The organism is Bradyrhizobium sp. T-1 (genome assembly GCF_053592855.1).
Window position 1 is genome coordinate 754,564 of sequence record NZ_CM132115.1, and the last position, 18,093, is coordinate 772,656.

The following is an 18,093-nucleotide window of genomic DNA, read 5'->3' on the forward strand; positions in this document are numbered from 1 at the left end:
AACTAGTCCAGAATGTCGCAGAGGATGGTTCGCATCGTTATGTGACGGGACTGCAACAAACTCTTGGTGCGAAAAAAGGATGACCCGCCCGGGGGGACAATCGGACGGGTCGGGGGCACGACACGGGGTGGATGAGGCGCCCGTGTCGGACGCAGGATCCACGTAAGATCGGCCTCAGAGACCTAAATCAGTAGCAGCTACGAACGCGGCCAACGTACTGGCCGAAGGCGTTGTACTGGGCGACCCAGCCGCAGCGGTGATAGCCGTAGTAATAGGGTTCGTTGCTGGCGGCGATCGCGGTGCCGACGATGGCGGCGGTGGCGATGCCGGCGCCCACACCCCAGCCCCAGCCGAGCGGCTTGGCTTCGGCCTGCGAGGTGGTGGCCGCGATGCTGCCGGTGACGGCAAGCGTGGCGAGAGCGAGTGCGGCAAGCTTGGTCTTGATCGACATGTGAAACTCCATCCGGGTTGAGGCGGTCCGTTGTGGTCCGCGTGCCCAATTGGACGGAGGCTTGCCGTATCAGGTTCGAAAGCGCCTCAGGCAGCCTGAATAATCGGATCTTTCTTGAATAATTTCAGGTAGATGAAGGCTAGCCGAGGGGGCCCTTGGCGAGCCTGCTCACGTCGAAGTTATCGACCTCAGTCAGCAATTCGCAGAACGCGCGTGCGCCCTGGTCGATCAACTGCTCACCTTTGGCGGCGACGGCGAGCGTTGCATTGCCCACAGCGCCGCTGGCGTTGAGATCCTGCGCCTGCCAGGCAAAGGGCGCGGGCCGCTGCGTCGAGAGCCAGCGATATTGTTGCTCCATCGCGATGCTGCTCGCGGGAAAATCCGCGATCGCATCTTTGCGCACCTGCCCGGGATAGCGCGCCAGCATGATCGAGGTCTCGACTGCGCCACCGTGAATGCCGTGGCGCACTTCATCGGCCGGGAACAATTTCTCCGCAGCCGACAGGCGCGACCACGACGTCGTCACCACGAACATTTTTTGATGCGCGCGAAGATCCTGCGCCACCAGCATCATTGCCGCGCTGTTGCCGCCATGGCTGGTGATGATGACGAGCTTCTTCACGCCGCGCCGCGCGAGGTCCCGGCCGATTTCGGTCCAGCGCTTCAGCGCTACCTCGGTCGGCAGCGTCTGCGTGCCCGGATAGTCGATATGCTCGGTGGAGATGCCTACGGGTTCAATGGGCAGGAACGTCGCCGGCAGCGTCGCCGGCAGCACCTCCCGCACGCGCGCAAGATAGGCCTCGGCAATCAGCACGTCGGTCTCGAGCGGCAGATGCGGGCCGTGCTGCTCGGTCGCCGCCAGCGGCAGCACCGCGATCCAGCGCGACACATCCGCAGGAGCGGCATCGGTCCAGCGGATCTCGCTCCAGTCGCGGGAAGGCGTCATCAAGGTTTCTTTGCCTGAATTTGTCACGTAGTTTGGGGTTATCAGGGGACGCGGGCCCGGCCGGCCAGCGTCCCCTGATCTCTTGCGGTTTTATCGCGTTGTTCTCACATCGGCCAGACTCGATCGACGGAGTGCATTCATGAGCCCATCCCATCTGCGGCGAGCGTTAACGGCGGGCTTGCTGGCCACTGTGGTGTCGATCCTGCCGGCGCGCAGCGAGACCCTGGACAAGGTCACTTTCGGCACCAACTGGGTCGCCGAGGCCGAGCATGGCGGCTTCTTCCAGGCGGTCGCCGACGGCACCTACAAGAAATACGGGCTCGACGTCTCGATCGTTCCGGGCGGTCCGAACGAGAACAACCGCATGCTGCTGATCGCCGGCAAGATCGATTTCTTCATGGCCGCGAACACGCTGATGTCGTTCGACGCGGTCGCCAACAACGTCCCGGTCGTGACCATCGCTGCGGTCTTCCAGAAAGATCCGCAGGTGCTGCTGACACAGCCGGATGCGAAGGTCGCCAAGATCGAGGACCTCAAGCCGCTGACGCTGTTTGTCTCCAAGGAGGGCATGACCAGCTATTTCCAGTGGCTGAAGTCCGAATATGGATTCAGCGAGAAGAATGTCCGGCCCTATAATTTCAACCCGCAGCCCTTCATCGCCAATCCCAAGAGCGCGATGCAGGGCTACGTCACCTCGGAGCCCTTCGCCGTTGAGAAAGCAGCCGGCTTCAAGCCCAACGTCATCCTGCTCGCTGATGCCGGCTTCAACACCTATTCGACCTTGATCGAGGCCCGCCGCGACCTGATCGAGAAGAAGGCAGACCTGGTGCAGCGCTTCGTCGATGCCTCCATGATCGGCTGGTACAATTACATCTATGGCGACAATTCCGCCGGCAATGCCATGATCAAGAAGCTCAATCCCGAGATGACCGACGATCTGCTCGCCTATTCCGTCGCCAAGATGAAGGAATACGGCATCGTCGATTCCGGCGATAGCCTGAAGAACGGCATCGGCGCGATGAGCGACGAGCGCTACACCTCCTTCTTCAACAAGATGGTGAAGGCCGGCGTCGTGAAGGGCGATCTCGACTTCCGCAAGTCGTACACGCTGCGCTTCGTCAACAAGGGCGTCGGCGTCGAGCTGCGCCCCGCCAAGCCGTAACGTATGCTGAGTTTAGACCCAGGTGTGACGTCGTCGCTTACCTCTCCCGGTTGGGGAGAGGTGGTCAACCCGCGACGTCGAACAGCATTTCGCGATCAATGGTAGAGCGCAAAACCTCGCCCACGGTCGAGGCCAGCCTGACGGCGCTTGCCGTCAGCCTGCGCGCTGTGACGAAGATCTACGACAATGGCGTCATGGCGCTCGGCCCTCTCGACCTCGCGGTGCGCAAGGGGGAGTTCATCTCGCTTCTCGGTCCGTCCGGCTGTGGCAAGTCGACGGCGCTGAGGCTGATTGCGGGGCTCAGCGCAGCGTCATCAGGCACGGTGCGTGTGGCCCGTCACGAGGGGCCCGTGCAGCCGGGCCACGGCATCGGCTTCGTGTTCCAAGAGCCGACGCTGATGCCCTGGACCAGCGTGCGCGAAAACGTCCGGCTGCCCTTGAGGCTCGGCGGCATTCCGAAGGCCGAAGGTCGGGCGCGGGCCGATGCAGCACTGGCCAGTGTCGGGCTCGCCGATTTCGCCGATGCCTTCCCGCGCGAATTGTCCGGCGGCATGAAGATGCGGGTGTCACTGGCGCGCTCACTCGTGACCGATCCGGACATCCTCCTCATGGACGAACCGTTCGCCGCGCTCGACGAAATCACGCGCTTCCGCCTCAACAACGATCTGCTCGCGTTGTGGCGCAGCCTCGGCAAGACCGTCATTTTCGTGACCCATTCGGTGTTCGAATCCGTCTATCTGTCGCAGCGCGTCGTGGTCATGACGGCGCGGCCCGGCCGCATCGAGGCCGATATCCGCATCGAGACGGTCGAGCCGCGCGGTGAGGAGTTTCGTACCTCGGCGGCTTATTCCGATTATTGCCGCAAAGTGTCGGCCGCGCTGGCGCCGTCCTATTCGGGACAGTCGACGCTATGACCGCGCAATCCTCCGTCACCACGAAGCCGTCAGGTGCGCAAAGCGCGATGCGTCTCGTGCTGCCTGTCATCGTGTTCGCCGCCGGCCTCGCGGCCTGGGAGCTCGTGGTCCGGATCAAGGAGATCCCGCCTTATGTGCTGCCGGCGCCTTCGGTCATCTTTCTGACGCTGATCAAGGACTGGGCGGTGCTGTCACAGTCGCTCGCCACCACGCTTTTGACGACGCTGGAAGGTTTTGTCGCCGCCGGCATCGGCGGCATCGCGTTGGCCTTGTTGTTCAACCAGTCGAAATGGGTGGAATATTCACTGTTCCCCTATGCCGTCGTGCTTCAGGTCACGCCTGTCATCGCGATCGCGCCGCTCCTGCTGATCTATCTGGAGCAGCAGACTGCGGTCGTCGTTTGCGCCTTCATCGTCGCCTTTTTCCCGGTGCTGTCGAACACGACGCTGGGGCTGAATTCGGTCGACCGCAACCTCGCCGGTTTGTTCCAGCTCTATGGCGCATCAAGGCCGCAAACCCTGCGCTTTCTGAAGCTGCCCGCGGCGCTGCCCTATATTCTGGGTGGCCTGCGCATTGCCGGCGGTCTGTCGCTGATCGGCGCTGTCGTCGCCGAGATCGCGGCGGGAACGGCGGGCGCCGGCTCCGGCCTCGCCTACAGGATCGCCGAGTCGGGCTATCGATTGAACATACCCCGCATGTTCGCAGCGCTGCTGCTGTTGTCGCTAGCCGGGATTGTCATCTATGGGGTGCTGGCGCTAATTTCCCACCTCGTTTTACGGCGCTGGCATGAGAGCGCGCTTGGAAAGGAAAACTGATGTCAACCGGTTCGATTTCGTCCGATAAGATCGACCTTCTGATCTATGGGCCGGTGCGGCCGATCCTCGAGAGCGGGTTTTCCGATCATTTCGTCGTGCACAAGGCCGAGACGCGCGGTGACCTCGAGCGGCTGACGCCGGCGATCCGCGAAAAGATCCGCGGCGTTGCCGTGACCTATCACACCGTTCGCGCCGACAAGGACTCGCTGTCGCAATTGCCCAAGATCGAGATGGTTGCGAGCTTCGGCGTCGGCTACGACCATATCGACGCCAAATACGCTGCCGAGCACAACATCATCGTCACCAACACGCCCGATGTGCTGACCGAAGAAGTCGCCGACGTCGCGATGGGGCTGCTGATCTCGACCGTGCGTGAGTTCATCAAGGCCGACCGTTACGTCCGTTCCGGCCTCTGGCAGACGCAGAATTATCCGCTCAGTGTCGGCTCGCTGCGTGACCGCAAGGTCGGCATCGTCGGCATGGGGCGCATCGGCCAGGCGATCGCGCGCCGGCTCGATGCCTCGCTGGTGCCGGTGGTCTATCACTCCCGCAATCCGTCCAAGGACGTGTCCTACAAGCACTATCCCGACCTGATCGAAATGGCGAAAGCGGTCGACACGCTGATGGTGATCGTGCCGGGCGGCGCCAGCACCAACAAGATGATCAACGCCGAGGTGCTGAAGGCGCTGGGCCCGCGCGGCGTGCTGGTCAACGTGGCACGCGGCTCTGTCGTCGACGAGCCCGCGCTGGTGCAGGCGCTGAAATCGGGCACCATCCTCGCCGCCGGCCTCGACGTGTTCGCCGCCGAGCCGAACGTGCCGGACGAGCTCAAGACCATGCAGAACGTCGTGCTGCTGCCGCATATCGGCTCGGCCTCGGTGGTGACGCGCAACGCCATGGACCAGCTCGTCGTCGACAACCTCAAGTCCTGGTTCGCCGGCAAGGCGCCGCTGACGCCGGTTGCTGAAACGCCGTTCAAGGGGCGCTGATGACTGCTCTTCGGGTCGTTGCATTGCTGATCGCGACCTCTGTCGCCGCGATCAGCGCTGCGCGTGCGCAGGATGCGACGACCCTGAAGAAGGGGATGGTCGGGCAGTGGGAGCTCTCGACCACCGAGCGCAGCAAGACCTGCGTCGTCACCATCAAGGGCGATGCGGTGGCGCAGGGTTTCAAGCTCGAGCTGGAGCCGGCCTGCAAGACCGCACTGCCCTTCACCAAGGACATCGTGGCCTGGAGCATCAAGGGCCTCGACATCGTCCGCCTCCAGGATGCCACCGGTGAATCCGTGATCGACTTCACCGAGGTCGAGGCCGGCATTTTCGAAGGCCTGCGGCAGGGCGAGGGCGTCTACATCCTACAGGATCTCGCCGCCGCCCGCTCGATGGCCAAGTCGATGGACCAGATGATCGGTGACTGGGCCATGGTGCGCGGCAACGGCCAGCCGGTCTGCGGATTGACGCTGACCAACACGGAAGCCGAGCAGGACAATTTCCAGGTCTTCCTCAAGCCGAAATGCGATGCGGCCATCGCCCAGTTCAACCCGACGCAATGGCGGCTCGAGCGCGGCCAGATCATCCTGATGTCGAAATCGGGCGACGTCTGGCAGTTCGAGGCCGACGACAACGCGCAATGGCGGCGGGTTCCCGATACGGCCGATCCCCTGATCATGCTGCGCCAATAGGCGCCCCTCCGGTCCTGCAATTTTTCTGTGGTGCATGTCGCTCCGGCCCCGGCTGGATCGTCATCTCCATAGCGAGCTGATCGCGCGGTCGAACCGGCTGCGTCTCGCCTCAACAGGAGTTTTGCATGCGCTTCATGTACATCGTCACCTCCAGCCAGCCGATGAAGGGCCCGTCTCCGGCGCTGATGGAGGCCATGCAGAAGATTTCCGAGCGGGAAATCAAGGCTGGCCGGATGATCGACAATGGCGGCCTGATGCCGCTTGCGACCGGCGCGCGGGTGCGGATCGTCGACGGCGAGCTCAGCGTCGTCGATGGCCCCTTCATCGAGGCCAAGGAAGTGGTCGGCGGCTACGCCATTTTCGAGCTGCGCGACAAGGCGGAAGCCCTGGCCATGGCCAAGGAATTCATGCAGCTGCACCTCGACCACATGCCGGGCTGGGACGGCACTTGCGAATTGCGGGCGTTCGCCACGCCGGGCGTGGATGGCGCCTGCGAGGTCAACGCGCGGTCCGAACTAGCCGCCCACGCCTGATGAATGGCACACCGCGTCAGGGTCGGCGGCGATGACGGCCGCCGACATCGATCAGGCCATCCGTGCCACGATTCACGCAACCTGGCGCGTCGTGCAGCCGCGGCTGATCGCGACGCTGGCGCGGATGCTGCGCGACGTGCCGCTCGCGGAAGAGCTGACCCAGGACGCGCTGGTGGCGGCGCTCGAAGCCTGGCCCGCCGTCGGTGTCCCTGACAATCCCGGCGCCTGGCTGATGACCGCCGCCCGGCGGCGCGCGCTCGATCATTTGCGCCGCGGCAAGATGCTTGGCGACAAGCACGACATGCTGGCGCGGGACATGTTGCAGGAGCAGGAGACCGTGCCGGATTTCGATGCCGCGCTCGACGATGATATCGGCGATGAATTGCTGCGGCTGATCTTCACGGCCTGTCATCCGATCCTGTCGCGCGAGGCGCGCACGGCGTTGGCGCTGCGCATGATCTGCGGCCTGACCACGTCCGAGATCGCGCGCGCTTATCTCGTGCCTGAAGCAACCATCTCCCAGCGTATCGTCCGCGCCAAGCGGACGCTGTCGAATTCCGGTCTTGCTTATGAGACGCCGAGCGGCGAGGCGCTGTCGGAGCGCCTCGCCTCGGTGCTGGAGGTCGTCTATCTCATCTTCAACGAGGGCTATCTCGCCGCGCGCGGCGAGGAATGGCTGCGGCCGCAGCTCTGCGACGAGGCGCTGCGCATGGGCCGCGTGCTCGCAGGCCTGGCTCCGGACGAGCCTGAGGTTCACGCCCTCGTCGCGCTGATGGATCTGAATGCCGCGCGGGCGCGGGCGCGCACCGATGCGAAGGGTGACCCCATTCTGCTGATGGACCAGGATCGCACGCTCTGGGACTGGCTTCAGATCCGCCACGGGCTGCGGTCGCTCGAACGTGCCGGCGAGCTCGGCGGCGCCGGCGGATTCTACGCGCTTCAGGCTGCGATCGCGGCGTGTCATGCCAGGGCAGAGTCCGCTGCAGCTACCTACTGGCGGCGCATCGCGCAGCTTTATGCCGAGCTGGCGCGGCTGGTGCGCTCGCCGGTGATCGAGCTCAATCGCGCGGTCGCGGTCGGTATGGCCTGGGGGCCGCAGGCCGGCCTCGACGTGCTGGACCAGATCGCCGGCGAGCCGGCGCTGCGCGCCTATCACCATCTGCCCGCGGTTCGCGGTGACCTACTGCAAAAGCTCGGACGGCTCGCAGAGGCGCGGCAGGCGTTCGAGGCCGCCGCGCATCTGGCGACCAATGGACGTGAACGCGCGCTGATGGAGCGCCGCGCTGCGGCGCTTCACACCCAGGACAGCTAGGTCGTCGGCTTGGGCGGCGGCGCGGTGCCTTGCGCCCATTTCTCCAGCTTGCCGAGCACGCCCCAGGCCGTCATCGCCAGCGAGATCGGAAGCGCGAACTGGCTCAGGCCCGGCACCGCCGACGCGATCGTTCCGAACAGTCCGGCAAGGCCTCCCGCATTGGGGCTTGCGGTCACCGCCGAAAGCAGCGCGGTGATGAGCGAGCCGCCGATGCCGAGCGCGGTCTTCTTGCCGTCGAGCATCTTGCCGATAGTCTCGCCAAGCGCGCCGTTGACCTGGCCGAGCACGGGCTTGCTGTTCTTGTCGAGCAGGACGCCGAGCAGGTCGAGCACCGGCTTCAGCTGGTCGACGGGCGTGGGATTGGCCGGAGTGGTCGTTCCGGGCAGCGGCGCGGTCTTGTTGACGAGAGAGAACAGCCGTTCGAGCAGGCTGACTGGATCATTGGTGGCCACTGTCGTGCCGCCGGATGTCGTACCGCCAGGTGCTGTGGCAGCTGGTGACGCGCTTGCGCCTTGCAGCAATTGCGCGAGACCTTCGAGCCGCTTCAGGATCTGGGACAGATCGACATTTGCCGTCTGGACCGGCTGCATCCCTGCGCGCGTGATGGCGGCGACCGTGGCTCCGTCGAGCAGACCGGTGTCGGGAAGGCCGTGGCCTTGCTGAAATTCGGAGACCGCCGCCTTGGTCTTCGGTCCGCTGATGCCGTCTTCGTCGAGCGGCGGATTGGCGCCGAGCCTGTTCAGGGTCTGCTGCATCAGCAGCACCGATGACGCCACATCCTCGTCGGGCTCGGAGTGAGGGGCAATGGACGGGCTGTCGTCGATCGTGATCGAGGAATCCAGCGCCATCATCGCATGCAGGATGACCGCGGTGCCGAGCTGGGTATCGACATGATTAGGATCGAAAACATGGTCGGCGACGAATTTGCCACCCCTTGCTTCGGTCGGTCCGTACAGGGTCGAGCCGCCGTAGAGATAGGGCGAGTTGACGCCTTTGGCGTGATAGCCGAGGCCGTTGAAGCATTCGAGCCGGTAAAGCGTGCGTGCGATGCACCAGTCCTGCGTGCCGACGAAGTGCTGGATTCTCAGCGCGTCCACGGCACCGTCGACGAACGAGCTGAACGGGCCGCGCCCTTTCGGAACGAGGCAGGTCACGCGATGCAGCGTTTCGCCGTTGCCGAGATAGGTGTCGAAATCGAAATTGGACTCGCGATAATGGCAGAGCGCGACGAAGTACCAGGGCACGCCTGTCAGTCGCTCGACCTGCTGGTAGGTCGCCTTGCCGTTGATGGCCTTGCGTGCCGTCGCATTGGCCTCGCCGAGACGCGTGGGCCTGATCTGGAGATTGGCCCAGTTTCTCTCATATTCACTCTTCAAGCTCTCGTATGACACCATCTCCTGCTCCCGCGAATGGATAAAATTATCGGTTCGTCGTGCAATCAAGCATGAGCCGCGTGCGACCGTTTGCGGGCACGGGCTCTGAGTGTGGTTCGGCAAATGTGGCAGGCCATCGCCAGAGTGCATGTGAAATGGCTTACACCTGCGGCGCGAAAGATTGCGGTCAAAGGACGCAATATCGGTGACGTATGCGCGAGTGCGCCGCCATCACACGCAATCCGGGAACCGGCCGGGCGGTCATCCGTTAACGACGGAGACGGTCTGCTTAGGGAATCCCGCAATGACCAAGCGCGTTCTCGCGATCGGCATCGAACCCGGCAATGCGGATTACAGCGCATTCCCGCAGCTCACGCCGGCGCTCGTGCGCAACTACATCGAAGCACAGCTGCTGCGCCTGCGCGGGCTCGGCTATGAGGTCACGAGCTGCCTGATCGATCTCGACGCCGCCGCTGAAGCTGCCGTGACGGCGGCGCTGCGCGACGAGCGCTTCGATTGCATCGTCATCGGCGCCGGTCTGCGCGAGCCGAAGGAGCGGCTATTGCTGTTCGAGAAGGTGCTCAACCTCGTCCACCGCCTGGCGCCGCAGGCCGCCATCTGCTTCAACACCACGCCCGCCGACACGGCAGAATCCGTGCAGCGCTGGCTCGAGCCGTAGCCGCGGCAGGTGCTTCAGCCGTGGCTGTCGTGACAGGCTGGCCCTTTGGCGCAAGGGGCGGGCGCGCGTCGGATTCAATCGAAATTTCTGGCACGGGATCGTTCCAAACGCTATGACTGGCCCGATCGGATGGGAGGATTCGGGATGCTTCGACGTCTTGGAATTGCGATGTGTTTCTCGGTTGCGATGGCCGTGCCGGTCCATGATGCGATGGCGCAGGACGCTCTCGGCGGCGCCATCATCGGCGGCGTGGGCGGGGCGATCGTGGGTGGCGCGCTTGGCGGTGGCCGCGGCGCGGCCATCGGTGCCGTCGTCGGCGCCGGCACGGGTGCTGCGATCGCGTCGGAAGGCGAACGCCGCCGCTCCGGCTATTACGCGTATCAACGCGGCTGCTACATGCAGCGCCGGGACGGCCGCTACGTCCCTGTCGATCCGAGATACTGTTACTGAGCCGATCTTGCGCCGGCGCTGTCTCGCACCGCCGGCGTTGCCATATCTGATCGCTATGACCGATCGCGCTACTTAAGCAGCGCTGGCCTGGCTGACGGCGTCGCCAAGCTCGGCATTGGTGTAGGCCTTGCCGCCGATGCCCCACAGGCCGTCCACCGCATAGACCATGTTGACGAAAATCCGCTCGCGCGGATGACGGCCTTCCGCGGCCTTGAACGCGATGTCGGTGGCCTCTCTGATGAAGCTCGCCTTTTGTTCGGCGCTTGCCAACGCAAAGGATGGGACTTTCAACTCGACCACGACGATGTCGTTTGACGTTCCGCCGGCGAAGGACCGGCCTTTCGGGACGGTGTTGATCTCGCCGATCACATTCGGCGTGATGAACGGATTGCCTGCCAGATCATGATGCCTGAGAAACGAGGCGGTCAGCTCGGCGAACATGGTCTTCTCGGCGGCGGCAGTGAAGATGCCATCGGTGGCGACGACGGTGATCGGCATGATTGGAACTCCTCGTGATGTCTGCGCCGCGACCGCCGGCTGCGATCGTGGCTTGCGGTAATATTGCGATCGTTATATAACGATCGTGATTGCATTCGCACGGCGTGGGCGATGCCGTCAACAATAAAATAACGATCGTTATGTAAAAGGTGCGGTGGTGCGATACAAATCCGGACACAAGGAAGAGGCCCGCGCGCGCATGGTCGCGGCGGCCGGCCGTGGCTTCCGCCGCCAGGGCTATGGCGGCATCGGCGTCGACGGTCTCGCCAAGGAGGCCGAGGTCACCTCCGGCGCGTTCTACGGACATTTCTCGTCCAAGGGGGAGGCATTCAAGGCCGCGTTGGTCGCGGGCCTTGAGGAGCTGCGCATCGGCGTCGAGACTTTGCGCGCCGAACACGGTCCCAAATGGGTCGAGGTATTCGTCGATTTCTATCTCGGTCAGAAGCGGGTCTGCGAGCTCGGTTCGAGCTGCGCGTTGCAGAGCCTGACCTCCGAGGTGCAGCGTGCAGAAGTCGGGGTCAGGACCGTGTTCGAGGCCGAGATCGAGGGCGTCGTGAACGCGGTCGCCGAGGGGTTGCCGGGCCGCGCCGCCAAGGACAAGCGCGCGCGTGCCTGGGCGCTGCTCTCGATCCTCTCCGGCGGTGTCACGATGGCGCGCGCGGTCGCGGACAAGGATGTCAGCGCCGCGATTGCGTCCGCGTGCCGCGCGGCTGCGCTCAAGGCCTGCGCAGAAACCTGATCAATTCAACCGAGGAGTGCGAGATATGCGCCTGTCGAACTATCTCTTTTTCACGACCCTGTGCGAACCGGCGCTTGCCTTCTACGCGGCCTGCGGTCTCGGCAACGTCACCGAGATCATGCGCCACGGCCAGGGCGGCATGCCGCTCCGGAATCCCGCGATGCGCGGCAAGATCATGCACGCGAAGTTCGAAGGCCCCGGCATCTGCTTCTATGCTTCGGACAACGACGACGCCGAGCCCATGCGCGGCTCCGCGCACCACCTGATGATGGATGATCAGGACGCAACGACGGACCTGTTCGCGCGTCTCGCCGAAGGCGGCACGATCACCACGCCGCTCGGCATCCAGCCCTGGGGCGACTATTACGGCAAGCTCACCGATCGCTTCGGCGTGCAATGGATGTTGAACTGCGCGTTGGCGCGCGGCTAGCGCATGAGCCCGGCGGTCGGTGCAATCAATTTCGCGCCGCCGGGGCCTCCGGCATGATCTGGCGTAGCGGCTCGGGCGAGATCGATATCTGGCCCGTGAACGGACGATCGTGCGCGGCGATCAGGAGCACCGAGGTGGCGACGCCGGTTGCGAACAGGCCCATCGCGATGGCCGATCCCAGGCGGTTGTCGCAATGAACGAAGCCGATCACCAGCAACTCGCACAGGGCCTGGAGATACAGGCACCACCATTTCACCGAATTGACCGAGGCCAGGCTGACGATGATGCGCTGCCGCCGCGCATCCAGCGCCTGCTCCAGCGCGGCGAGGACCTCGCGCTGCGTGGTTTCCTGCGTTCGGCCCTGCGGCGTCATCGTGACGACGAGCTGCAAGGCCTCGGCGAGCGCCGAGGGCGTCGCCTTCAGCGAGGCCTCCTGATGCGCCATCATCGGCCATTCCTCCGCAACGGCCTGACCGACATAGTCGCGCACCAGTCCGCGTAGCTTCGTTTCCTGCTCCGCCGGCAGGCCGGCGGCGAGCAGCACCGCGCTGCGCAGCGCGCTGGCCTCGCGGCTCACCGCGGCGCCGGCGCGGTCGCTGTCACCCCAGACCTGCGCCGCGGTGAAGGCGACGAACAGGCCGAAGATGATGCCGAGCACCGGCAGCATGCCCGGCGAGATCGCCTTCAGCGCTTTCGCCCGCTCTTCGGTCGCGACCCGTGCGACGGAGATGAACACCGCTGCTGCCAGCAGGTAGGTGAAGCCGAAGATCACCAGCGCCATCAGGGGCACCGGCAGGTTGTGCAGCCAGTCGCTCATGCGGTTCTGCTACGCGATTCGTGGGGTGAAATCAGCCGCGTCCCGTGGCGCTGGCGACCCCCGGCCCGCCCGACGATCGAGGACGCATGACGATGCCTGTCGGCTGGTCGAGCCTCCGGGGGGATGGTTGTGCGTCAAGCCAATGTCCGGTTTATCGCGCTGATCCGATTTGCATTTTCTTGAATCGTCGCTTCCAGGGGAGGGGAGTCGCGGCGAAGATGCCGCAGGCTCGTTCGCCGTCCCGCAGCGAACCTGTCCTCGGTTTTGAGGACCAAGGAATGATGGTTCAAGCTCAATCGGAATTGAACATGAAACTTGTCGCTTTGGTCTTTACGTGCCTCCTGTTCTTCGCATTGCCCGCCGGCGCAAATGACGCGGACACCTTCAACGCGATGGTGGTATTGGCCAACAAAGGAGACGCTGAGGCGCAGTACCATGTGGGCATGATGTATAATAACGGCATTGGCACGCAACAGGATCGTAGCCAGGCATTCGGGTGGTTTCAAAAATCGGCTGCGTCCAATCATCCGCTGGGAGCTTATAAGCTCGGCTGTTATTACGATGGGCAGGGCGCCGGCATTGTCGAATCCGACCCGGATCAGGCACTGAAATACAAGCTTGTTTCCGCCAATGCCGGTTACGCACTTGCCCAGCACGATGTCGCAAATCTGTATGACAGGCGAGGAAATTCGCAAGAGGCGCTGAGATGGTGGAAGATGGCGGCTGATCAGGGATATCCCAACGCCCTCTTCAACCTATCTCGCGTGTATTCTGCAGGAAAAGGCGCGCCACGAGATCTGTCCTTGTCGTATGCGTATTTCAAACTCTCGAACATCGCGCCAAGGAAAAATGTGAATGAGATGGCTACCCTGCTGTCCAAGCCGGAGCTTGCGACTGCAGAAAAACTGGTTTCCGAATGGAAGCCGCAACCAACGGCTCTGACGCTCAAGGCAAAGAGCGGCTTCAGCGCAGCGGAAGAACACCTGAGGACCAGCAGGAATTAGATGTCCTGATTGGTCTTAAATCAGCCGCATCCCGCGCAGGCTCGCATGCCCGCTTTTGCCGACGATGATGTGGTCGTGCACGGCAATCCCGAGCGGCTTGGCGATGTCGATGATCGCTTTGGTCATCTGGATGTCGGCCTGCGAAGGCGAGGGATCGCCACTCGGATGATTGTGAACGAGGATGAGGGCGGTGGCCGAAAGCTCTAGCGCGCGCTTGATCACCTCGCGCGGATAGACCGGGGTGTGGTCGACGGTGCCGGTCTGCTGCACCTCGTCGGCGATCAGCTGGTTGCGCTTGTCGAGGAAGAGCAGGCGGAACTGTTCCTTGTCGGCGAAGGCCATGCTGGTGCGGCAATAGGCGATCACCTCGTTCCACGACGACAGTGCGTTGCGGCTGTTGACCTCGCCCTTGGCGACACGATGCGCGGCGGCAGCGATCAGCTTGAGCTGGTTGATCGCGGATTCACCGACGCCATCGACCTCGCGCAAGCGCGCCACCGGCGCATGAACGACCTCGGCGAACGAGCCGAAAATCTTGATCAGTGTCTTTGCCAGCGGCTTGGTATCGCGCCGCGGCAGCGCCGGGAACAGCGCCATTTCCAACAGCTCGTAGTCGCTGAGCGCGTCCGCGCCCGCGCTGTAGAAGCGCTCGCGCAGCCGCTCGCGATGGCCGAGATAATGCGGCGTGTCCTCGGGCTTGCTGTCGTCGGCGTCGGTCCTGGCGGGCATCGTCCGCCAGCATTGCTGCGGATCTCCGTTTTTGCAACCGTCAATTGCCGCGGTCTCAGCGATCGCGCTTCCACCCCGGCACCAGCGCAGCGAGCCGGTCCTTGATCGGGCGTTCGAACATCGGCCCGCCCATGGCTCCGGGCGGCGGGCCCGGAGGCGGACCGGCGCGTCCGACCGTCGCCTCCGCCCGGCGATCGACGCCGAGCGTCAGCGTCGCGACGTAGCGATCACACTCCTCCTTCACCGCGCAGAAGGCACGATGCTCGGGATCGGAACGTTCGATGACGTGGTCGTTGGCGTTGATCACCATGCGCTGACGCGCGCGGCCGCCATAGTCGGGTACATTGGCGTAGATGAACTCGTTCAGCGCGTCGGGCAGGAAGGTCTGCCCGGTCAGCACGGTCCGGTCGCCGAGAAACACTTTGAAATGGATATGCGTGGTGCGGCCGTCATACCAGCCGGGATAGATGGTGTTGAACATCGCCCACCCGGCGCCATCGGTCATTTGCGTGCCGCGCAGGAATGTCTTGCCGGTCGCATCGACATTGTGTGCATCGCTCTGGCCAGGAAACGCCGAATAGAGCCCCTTCGCGTCGCAATGCCAGATGTCGACCCGCGCGTCATGAATAGCGGTGCACGCCCCGGCCTCGATCACCCGCAGCCGCAGGGTCAGCGGCACGCCGGGCCTGCCCTCGGCGATGTCGGATCGCACGAGTTTCGGGTCGAAGTAGAACGGCCCTTCCTCCGCCTGTGGCGTCAGGATGCAGGCGGGCCCGGCGTCCGCCGCAACAAAAGCAGCCTTTGCGCGGGCCGGCAGCAGGCCCGCGGCGCTGGCCGATACAAATCCGAGGAAGCCGCGCCGCGTCGAGGTACTCACTGCTTGTCTCCTGTTTGCTTGACGTCATCGGGAAACAGGATGGCAAGATCAGGCTTTGATGATGGCGACAATCAGCTCCGCGGTTTCCCATCGTGTCGCGCGCGCGGGGGTAACGTGACAGTGATCACTCCGGTGAGAATGAGCGTCATTCCGGCCAAAGCTGACCAGGTGAAACTTTCGCCGAGCAGGGTGGTGCCGAGCATCACCGCGAAACCCGCCCGCAGATAGCTCCCGCTGGTGGTGCCGAGTGGACCAAGTGTGCGGATCAGCCGGAAATAGATCACCATCGCGAATGCCGTGCAGACGACCGCGAGCGCGACCACAGCTGCGATTGCCTGCGCCGGCGGTGGCGCCAGCGTCCACGGCCGCTCGAGGATCGCGGCCGCGGGCAGCATCAGGATTGCGGCGCAGCTCATGGCGCCTGCGGCCGTGACGATCGCGGGAAGTGTTTTGAACCGCTGCCCCCATAGTGGCGCGAGCGCGTAGCAAAGGCTCGCGCCGAGCACGGCCGCTTGCGCCAGTGGCGCAGTCGTGCCGATGCCGGACAGCGCATCGATCCCCAAGGTTATCGCGACGCCCGCGAGGCCGAGACCGACGCCGGCCATTGTCCGGCCGCTGACGGCCTGTCGCCCGCGCCCGGTCATCAACGCGATCGCGAGCACGAACATCGGTGGTGTCGCATTGAGCACGCCGGCAAGGCCACTCGTGATATGCGCCTCGCCCCAGCTGATCAGCGTGAACGGCAGTGCGCTCTGCAGCAGCCCTTGCACGAAGAAGGCCGCCCACACCGATCCCTGGCCCGGAAGTGCGTGTCCCTGCACCTTCGCAACAAGAAGGAGGAGACCTGCCGCGAGCGTCACGCGCCCCGCGACCATCGTGAATGGCGGAATCGAAGGGATAGCCAATTTGATCAGCGTGAAGGAGCTGCCCCAGATCAGCGACAGCAGCAGCAAGAGGGCGATTTCGCAGGCGAGGGCGGGTTGCTTCGATGTCGCGTATTCGGCCTGCGTGCTCATGTGATTTGCTCCGGGATCTGCCGGCAACATGATCCGAAGGCAACGGCGCGGGCTGGCCGAATTCGGACCTCATCGTTCGATCGAGTCCGATTTCAGCTACTCCGCGCCCCGCATCGAAACTATTGTCGGGGCATGACGACCGGCCCGGCGCAACGGCAAGCCCTGCCACCGCATCTCGATTGGGAGACATGCGACCGGGCGCGGCTGGCACGTGCCCGGTCGTTCGACGGCCTGTTCTTCTCCGGCGTTCGCTCGACGCGCATCTATTGCCGGCCGGTCTGTCCGGTTCGTCCCGCACGCTCGGAGAATGTCACCTTCTATGCGACTGCGGCGGCCGCCGAGCGGGCCGGCTTTCGTCCGTGCCTCCGCTGCCGGCCGGAAACGGCGCCGGGCTCGCCGGCCTGGCTGGGGACGGCCACGACCGTGGCGCGCGGGATGCGGCTGATCGATGACGGCTTTCTCGATCGCGCCACCATGACGGAGCTCGCCGAGGCGCTTGGCGTCGGGCCGCGCCATTTGTTGCGCCTGTTCCTGCGCCATGCCGGCGCGAGCCCGAACGACATCGCGGCGACCCGGCGCGTGCAGGAAGCCAAGCGCCTGATCGATCAGACTGAGATGACGTTGGCGGAGATTGCGTTTGCGGCGGGCTTCGGCAGTGTCCGCCGGTTCAACGATGCCTTTGCCGCGACCTACAAAAGGCCGCCGTCATCGTTTCGCCGGCGGCGATAGAGAACGATCACTGCGTTGTCATTCCGGGCTCGCTGCTGCGCGGCGCCCCGGAATGACCGGGTATCATTGGCCGATCTGCTTCTCGCCATGCCGCTCCGACAGCGTGAAGATCTCGACGCCCGTCGCCGTCACGCCGACCGAGTGCTCGAACTGCGCCGACAGCGAGCGGTCGCGGGTCACCGCAGTCCAGCCGTCGGACAGGATCTTCACATGCGGCTTGCCGAGATTGATCATCGGCTCGATGGTGAAGAACATGCCGGGCTTGAGTTGCACGCCTTCGCCGGGCCGGCCGATATGGATGATGTTCGGCTCGTCGTGGAACATGCGCCCGAGGCCATGGCCGCAGAAATCGCGCACCACGCTCATGCCCTGCGGCTCGACGAAGCTCTGGATGGCGTGGCCGATGTCGCCGGTGGTGGCGCCGGGCTTCACTGCGGCAATGCCGCGCATCATGGCTTCATAGGTCACTTCGATCAGCCGCTCGGCCTTGCGTGCGATCGGGCCGACCGCATACATCCGGCTGGAATCGCCGTACCAGCCGTCGACGATGAAGGTGACGTCGATGTTGACGATGTCGCCTTCCTTCAGCGGTCGGTCGCCGGGCATGCCGTGGCAGACCACGTGGTTGAGCGAGGTGCAGGTCGAGTAGCGATAACCGCGATACATCAGCGTGGCCGGATAGGCGCCGTGGCTGAAGGCGAAGTCGCGGACGAATTCGTCGATGCGATCGGTCGGCACGCCGGGGCCGACGATGTCGGTGAGCTCGTCGAGGCACTTCGCCACCAGGGCACCCGCCTTGCGCATGCCGGCAAAGGCGGCCGGCCCATGCAGCTTGATCTGTCCGGTCTTGCGCAGGGAGGTATCGGTGGCTTCGACGTAGCTCATGCGGATATTGTCTTCTGGGCTTGGGCCCGGTGCGGGCGGAAGGGCTTGATTTC

General features: G+C 64.3%; 22 protein-coding genes. 13 read left to right on the top strand and 9 right to left on the bottom strand.

Going from position 1 to position 18,093, the window contains the following annotated elements:
• Nucleotides 1-187 precede the first annotated feature (187 nt).
• Together ACWAT4_RS03560 and ACWAT4_RS03565 are read right to left on the bottom strand one after the other, a co-directional pair.
• Nucleotides 188-451 carry a hypothetical protein gene (locus ACWAT4_RS03560; protein ID WP_212303486.1) on the bottom strand — a complete coding sequence of 88 codons (264 nt, stop codon included), beginning with the start codon at nt 449-451 and terminating at the stop codon, nt 188-190.
• Between the two features lie 139 nt (nt 452-590).
• Nucleotides 591-1,397 carry a creatininase family protein gene (locus ACWAT4_RS03565; protein ID WP_449729807.1) on the bottom strand — a complete coding sequence of 269 codons (807 nt, stop codon included), beginning with the start codon at nt 1,395-1,397 and terminating at the stop codon, nt 591-593.
• A gap of 139 nt (nt 1,398-1,536) precedes the next feature.
• On the opposite strand from ACWAT4_RS03565, the gene ACWAT4_RS03570 reads away from it, so the two are divergent.
• From ACWAT4_RS03570 to ACWAT4_RS03600, 7 genes are all read left to right on the top strand, one after another.
• Nucleotides 1,537-2,559, top strand: coding sequence for an ABC transporter substrate-binding protein (locus tag ACWAT4_RS03570; protein ID WP_212427899.1), 1,023 nt, complete (start codon nt 1,537-1,539; stop codon nt 2,557-2,559).
• Nucleotides 2,560-2,657: 98 nt separating this feature from the next.
• Nucleotides 2,658-3,473: an ABC transporter ATP-binding protein gene (locus ACWAT4_RS03575; protein WP_212303483.1), complete on the top strand. Its 816-nt coding sequence runs from the start codon at nt 2,658-2,660 to the stop codon at nt 3,471-3,473.
• Nucleotides 3,470-4,288 carry an ABC transporter permease gene (locus ACWAT4_RS03580; protein ID WP_212427901.1) on the top strand — a complete coding sequence of 273 codons (819 nt, stop codon included), beginning with the start codon at nt 3,470-3,472 and terminating at the stop codon, nt 4,286-4,288. The genes ACWAT4_RS03575 and ACWAT4_RS03580 overlap by 4 nt, the downstream gene beginning before the upstream one ends.
• Nucleotides 4,288-5,277, top strand: a complete 990-nt coding sequence (locus ACWAT4_RS03585) for a 2-hydroxyacid dehydrogenase (protein WP_212303481.1) — start codon at nt 4,288-4,290, stop codon at nt 5,275-5,277. The genes ACWAT4_RS03580 and ACWAT4_RS03585 overlap by 1 nt, the downstream gene beginning before the upstream one ends.
• Entirely contained in the window at nt 5,277-5,969 is a 693-nt protein-coding gene (locus ACWAT4_RS03590) for an AprI/Inh family metalloprotease inhibitor (RefSeq protein ID WP_449729808.1), read from the top strand. Before ACWAT4_RS03585 ends, ACWAT4_RS03590 begins: the two co-directional genes overlap by 1 nt.
• A gap of 125 nt (nt 5,970-6,094) precedes the next feature.
• On the top strand, nt 6,095-6,502 hold the full coding sequence (locus ACWAT4_RS03595; protein WP_212303479.1) for a YciI family protein: 408 nt from the start codon (nt 6,095-6,097) through the stop codon (nt 6,500-6,502).
• Between the two features lie 31 nt (nt 6,503-6,533).
• Nucleotides 6,534-7,814, top strand: coding sequence for an RNA polymerase sigma factor (locus ACWAT4_RS03600; RefSeq protein ID WP_449729809.1), 1,281 nt, complete (start codon nt 6,534-6,536; stop codon nt 7,812-7,814).
• On the opposite strand, the gene ACWAT4_RS03605 is transcribed toward ACWAT4_RS03600, so the two are convergent.
• On the bottom strand, nt 7,811-9,208 hold the full coding sequence (locus ACWAT4_RS03605; protein WP_449729810.1) for a peptidoglycan-binding protein: 1,398 nt from the start codon (nt 9,206-9,208) through the stop codon (nt 7,811-7,813). The two genes, ACWAT4_RS03600 and ACWAT4_RS03605, sit on opposite strands and share 4 nt — an antisense overlap.
• A 283-nt stretch (nt 9,209-9,491) precedes the next feature.
• Here ACWAT4_RS03605 and ACWAT4_RS03610 point away from each other — a divergent pair, with 283 nt between their 5' ends.
• Entirely contained in the window at nt 9,492-9,866 is a 375-nt protein-coding gene (locus ACWAT4_RS03610; protein WP_212303476.1) for a hypothetical protein, read from the top strand.
• 144 nt (nt 9,867-10,010) lie between these two features.
• Complete coding sequence (locus ACWAT4_RS03615; RefSeq protein ID WP_449729811.1) at nt 10,011-10,316, top strand: hypothetical protein; 306 nt, start codon at nt 10,011-10,013, stop codon at nt 10,314-10,316.
• 72 nt (nt 10,317-10,388) lie between these two features.
• On the opposite strand, the gene ACWAT4_RS03620 is transcribed toward ACWAT4_RS03615, so the two are convergent.
• Nucleotides 10,389-10,814, bottom strand: a complete 426-nt coding sequence (locus ACWAT4_RS03620; protein ID WP_212303474.1) for a tautomerase family protein — start codon at nt 10,812-10,814, stop codon at nt 10,389-10,391.
• Between the two features lie 157 nt (nt 10,815-10,971).
• On the opposite strand from ACWAT4_RS03620, the gene ACWAT4_RS03625 reads away from it, so the two are divergent.
• Together ACWAT4_RS03625 and ACWAT4_RS03630 are read left to right on the top strand one after the other, a co-directional pair.
• Entirely contained in the window at nt 10,972-11,553 is a 582-nt protein-coding gene (locus ACWAT4_RS03625; protein WP_212427904.1) for a TetR/AcrR family transcriptional regulator, read from the top strand.
• 25 nt (nt 11,554-11,578) lie between these two features.
• Nucleotides 11,579-11,983 (top strand): VOC family protein, encoded by a 405-nt coding sequence (locus ACWAT4_RS03630; protein ID WP_212303473.1) that lies wholly within the window; start codon nt 11,579-11,581, stop codon nt 11,981-11,983.
• A gap of 25 nt (nt 11,984-12,008) precedes the next feature.
• Here the strand turns inward: ACWAT4_RS03630 and ACWAT4_RS03635 are convergent, their stop codons facing one another.
• Complete coding sequence (locus ACWAT4_RS03635) at nt 12,009-12,800, bottom strand: bestrophin-like domain (protein ID WP_212303472.1); 792 nt, start codon at nt 12,798-12,800, stop codon at nt 12,009-12,011.
• A gap of 86 nt (nt 12,801-12,886) precedes the next feature.
• On the opposite strand from ACWAT4_RS03635, the gene ACWAT4_RS03640 reads away from it, so the two are divergent.
• Entirely contained in the window at nt 12,887-13,804 is a 918-nt protein-coding gene (locus ACWAT4_RS03640) for a tetratricopeptide repeat protein (RefSeq protein ID WP_449729812.1), read from the top strand.
• A 15-nt stretch (nt 13,805-13,819) separates the two neighbouring features.
• On the opposite strand, the gene radC is transcribed toward ACWAT4_RS03640, so the two are convergent.
• The 3 genes from radC to ACWAT4_RS03655 all read right to left on the bottom strand — a co-directional run bounded on the left by radC (nt 13,820) and on the right by ACWAT4_RS03655 (nt 16,426).
• Nucleotides 13,820-14,533: a RadC family protein gene (radC, locus tag ACWAT4_RS03645; RefSeq protein WP_449729813.1), complete on the bottom strand. Its 714-nt coding sequence runs from the start codon at nt 14,531-14,533 to the stop codon at nt 13,820-13,822.
• Nucleotides 14,534-14,588: 55 nt separating this feature from the next.
• Nucleotides 14,589-15,410, bottom strand: coding sequence for an intradiol ring-cleavage dioxygenase (locus tag ACWAT4_RS03650; RefSeq protein WP_449729814.1), 822 nt, complete (start codon nt 15,408-15,410; stop codon nt 14,589-14,591).
• 71 nt (nt 15,411-15,481) lie between these two features.
• Nucleotides 15,482-16,426, bottom strand: coding sequence for a DMT family transporter (locus ACWAT4_RS03655; protein ID WP_449729815.1), 945 nt, complete (start codon nt 16,424-16,426; stop codon nt 15,482-15,484).
• A 132-nt stretch (nt 16,427-16,558) separates the two neighbouring features.
• Here ACWAT4_RS03655 and ACWAT4_RS03660 point away from each other — a divergent pair, with 132 nt between their 5' ends.
• A complete protein-coding gene (locus ACWAT4_RS03660; protein WP_212303467.1) occupies nt 16,559-17,155 on the top strand; it encodes a bifunctional transcriptional activator/DNA repair enzyme AdaA in 597 nt (198 codons plus the stop codon).
• A 63-nt stretch (nt 17,156-17,218) separates the two neighbouring features.
• Here the strand turns inward: ACWAT4_RS03660 and map are convergent, their stop codons facing one another.
• A complete protein-coding gene (map, locus tag ACWAT4_RS03665; protein WP_212303466.1) occupies nt 17,219-18,040 on the bottom strand; it encodes a type I methionyl aminopeptidase in 822 nt (273 codons plus the stop codon).
• Nucleotides 18,041-18,093: the final 53 nt, after the last annotated feature.

Bases quoted from the DNA above. Each gene is read 5' to 3' on its own strand.
- ACWAT4_RS03560 (WP_212303486.1), bottom strand. From the start codon at position 451: ATGTCGATCAAGACCAAGCTTGCCGCACTCGCTCTCGCCACGCTTGCC.
- ACWAT4_RS03565 (WP_449729807.1), bottom strand. From the start codon at position 1,397: ATGACGCCTTCCCGCGACTGGAGCGAGATCCGCTGGACCGATGCCGCT.
- ACWAT4_RS03570 (WP_212427899.1), top strand. From the start codon at position 1,537: ATGAGCCCATCCCATCTGCGGCGAGCGTTAACGGCGGGCTTGCTGGCC.
- ACWAT4_RS03575 (WP_212303483.1), top strand. From the start codon at position 2,658: ATGGTAGAGCGCAAAACCTCGCCCACGGTCGAGGCCAGCCTGACGGCG.
- ACWAT4_RS03580 (WP_212427901.1), top strand. From the start codon at position 3,470: ATGACCGCGCAATCCTCCGTCACCACGAAGCCGTCAGGTGCGCAAAGC.
- ACWAT4_RS03585 (WP_212303481.1), top strand. From the start codon at position 4,288: ATGTCAACCGGTTCGATTTCGTCCGATAAGATCGACCTTCTGATCTAT.
- ACWAT4_RS03590 (WP_449729808.1), top strand. From the start codon at position 5,277: ATGACTGCTCTTCGGGTCGTTGCATTGCTGATCGCGACCTCTGTCGCC.
- ACWAT4_RS03595 (WP_212303479.1), top strand. From the start codon at position 6,095: ATGCGCTTCATGTACATCGTCACCTCCAGCCAGCCGATGAAGGGCCCG.
- ACWAT4_RS03600 (WP_449729809.1), top strand. From the start codon at position 6,534: ATGACGGCCGCCGACATCGATCAGGCCATCCGTGCCACGATTCACGCA.
- ACWAT4_RS03605 (WP_449729810.1), bottom strand. From the start codon at position 9,208: ATGGTGTCATACGAGAGCTTGAAGAGTGAATATGAGAGAAACTGGGCC.
- ACWAT4_RS03610 (WP_212303476.1), top strand. From the start codon at position 9,492: ATGACCAAGCGCGTTCTCGCGATCGGCATCGAACCCGGCAATGCGGAT.
- ACWAT4_RS03615 (WP_449729811.1), top strand. From the start codon at position 10,011: ATGCTTCGACGTCTTGGAATTGCGATGTGTTTCTCGGTTGCGATGGCC.
- ACWAT4_RS03620 (WP_212303474.1), bottom strand. From the start codon at position 10,814: ATGCCGATCACCGTCGTCGCCACCGATGGCATCTTCACTGCCGCCGCC.
- ACWAT4_RS03630 (WP_212303473.1), top strand. From the start codon at position 11,579: ATGCGCCTGTCGAACTATCTCTTTTTCACGACCCTGTGCGAACCGGCG.
- ACWAT4_RS03635 (WP_212303472.1), bottom strand. From the start codon at position 12,800: ATGAGCGACTGGCTGCACAACCTGCCGGTGCCCCTGATGGCGCTGGTG.
- ACWAT4_RS03640 (WP_449729812.1), top strand. From the start codon at position 12,887: ATGACGATGCCTGTCGGCTGGTCGAGCCTCCGGGGGGATGGTTGTGCG.
- radC (WP_449729813.1), bottom strand. From the start codon at position 14,533: ATGCCCGCCAGGACCGACGCCGACGACAGCAAGCCCGAGGACACGCCG.
- ACWAT4_RS03655 (WP_449729815.1), bottom strand. From the start codon at position 16,426: ATGAGCACGCAGGCCGAATACGCGACATCGAAGCAACCCGCCCTCGCC.
- ACWAT4_RS03660 (WP_212303467.1), top strand. From the start codon at position 16,559: ATGACGACCGGCCCGGCGCAACGGCAAGCCCTGCCACCGCATCTCGAT.
- map (WP_212303466.1), bottom strand. From the start codon at position 18,040: ATGAGCTACGTCGAAGCCACCGATACCTCCCTGCGCAAGACCGGACAG.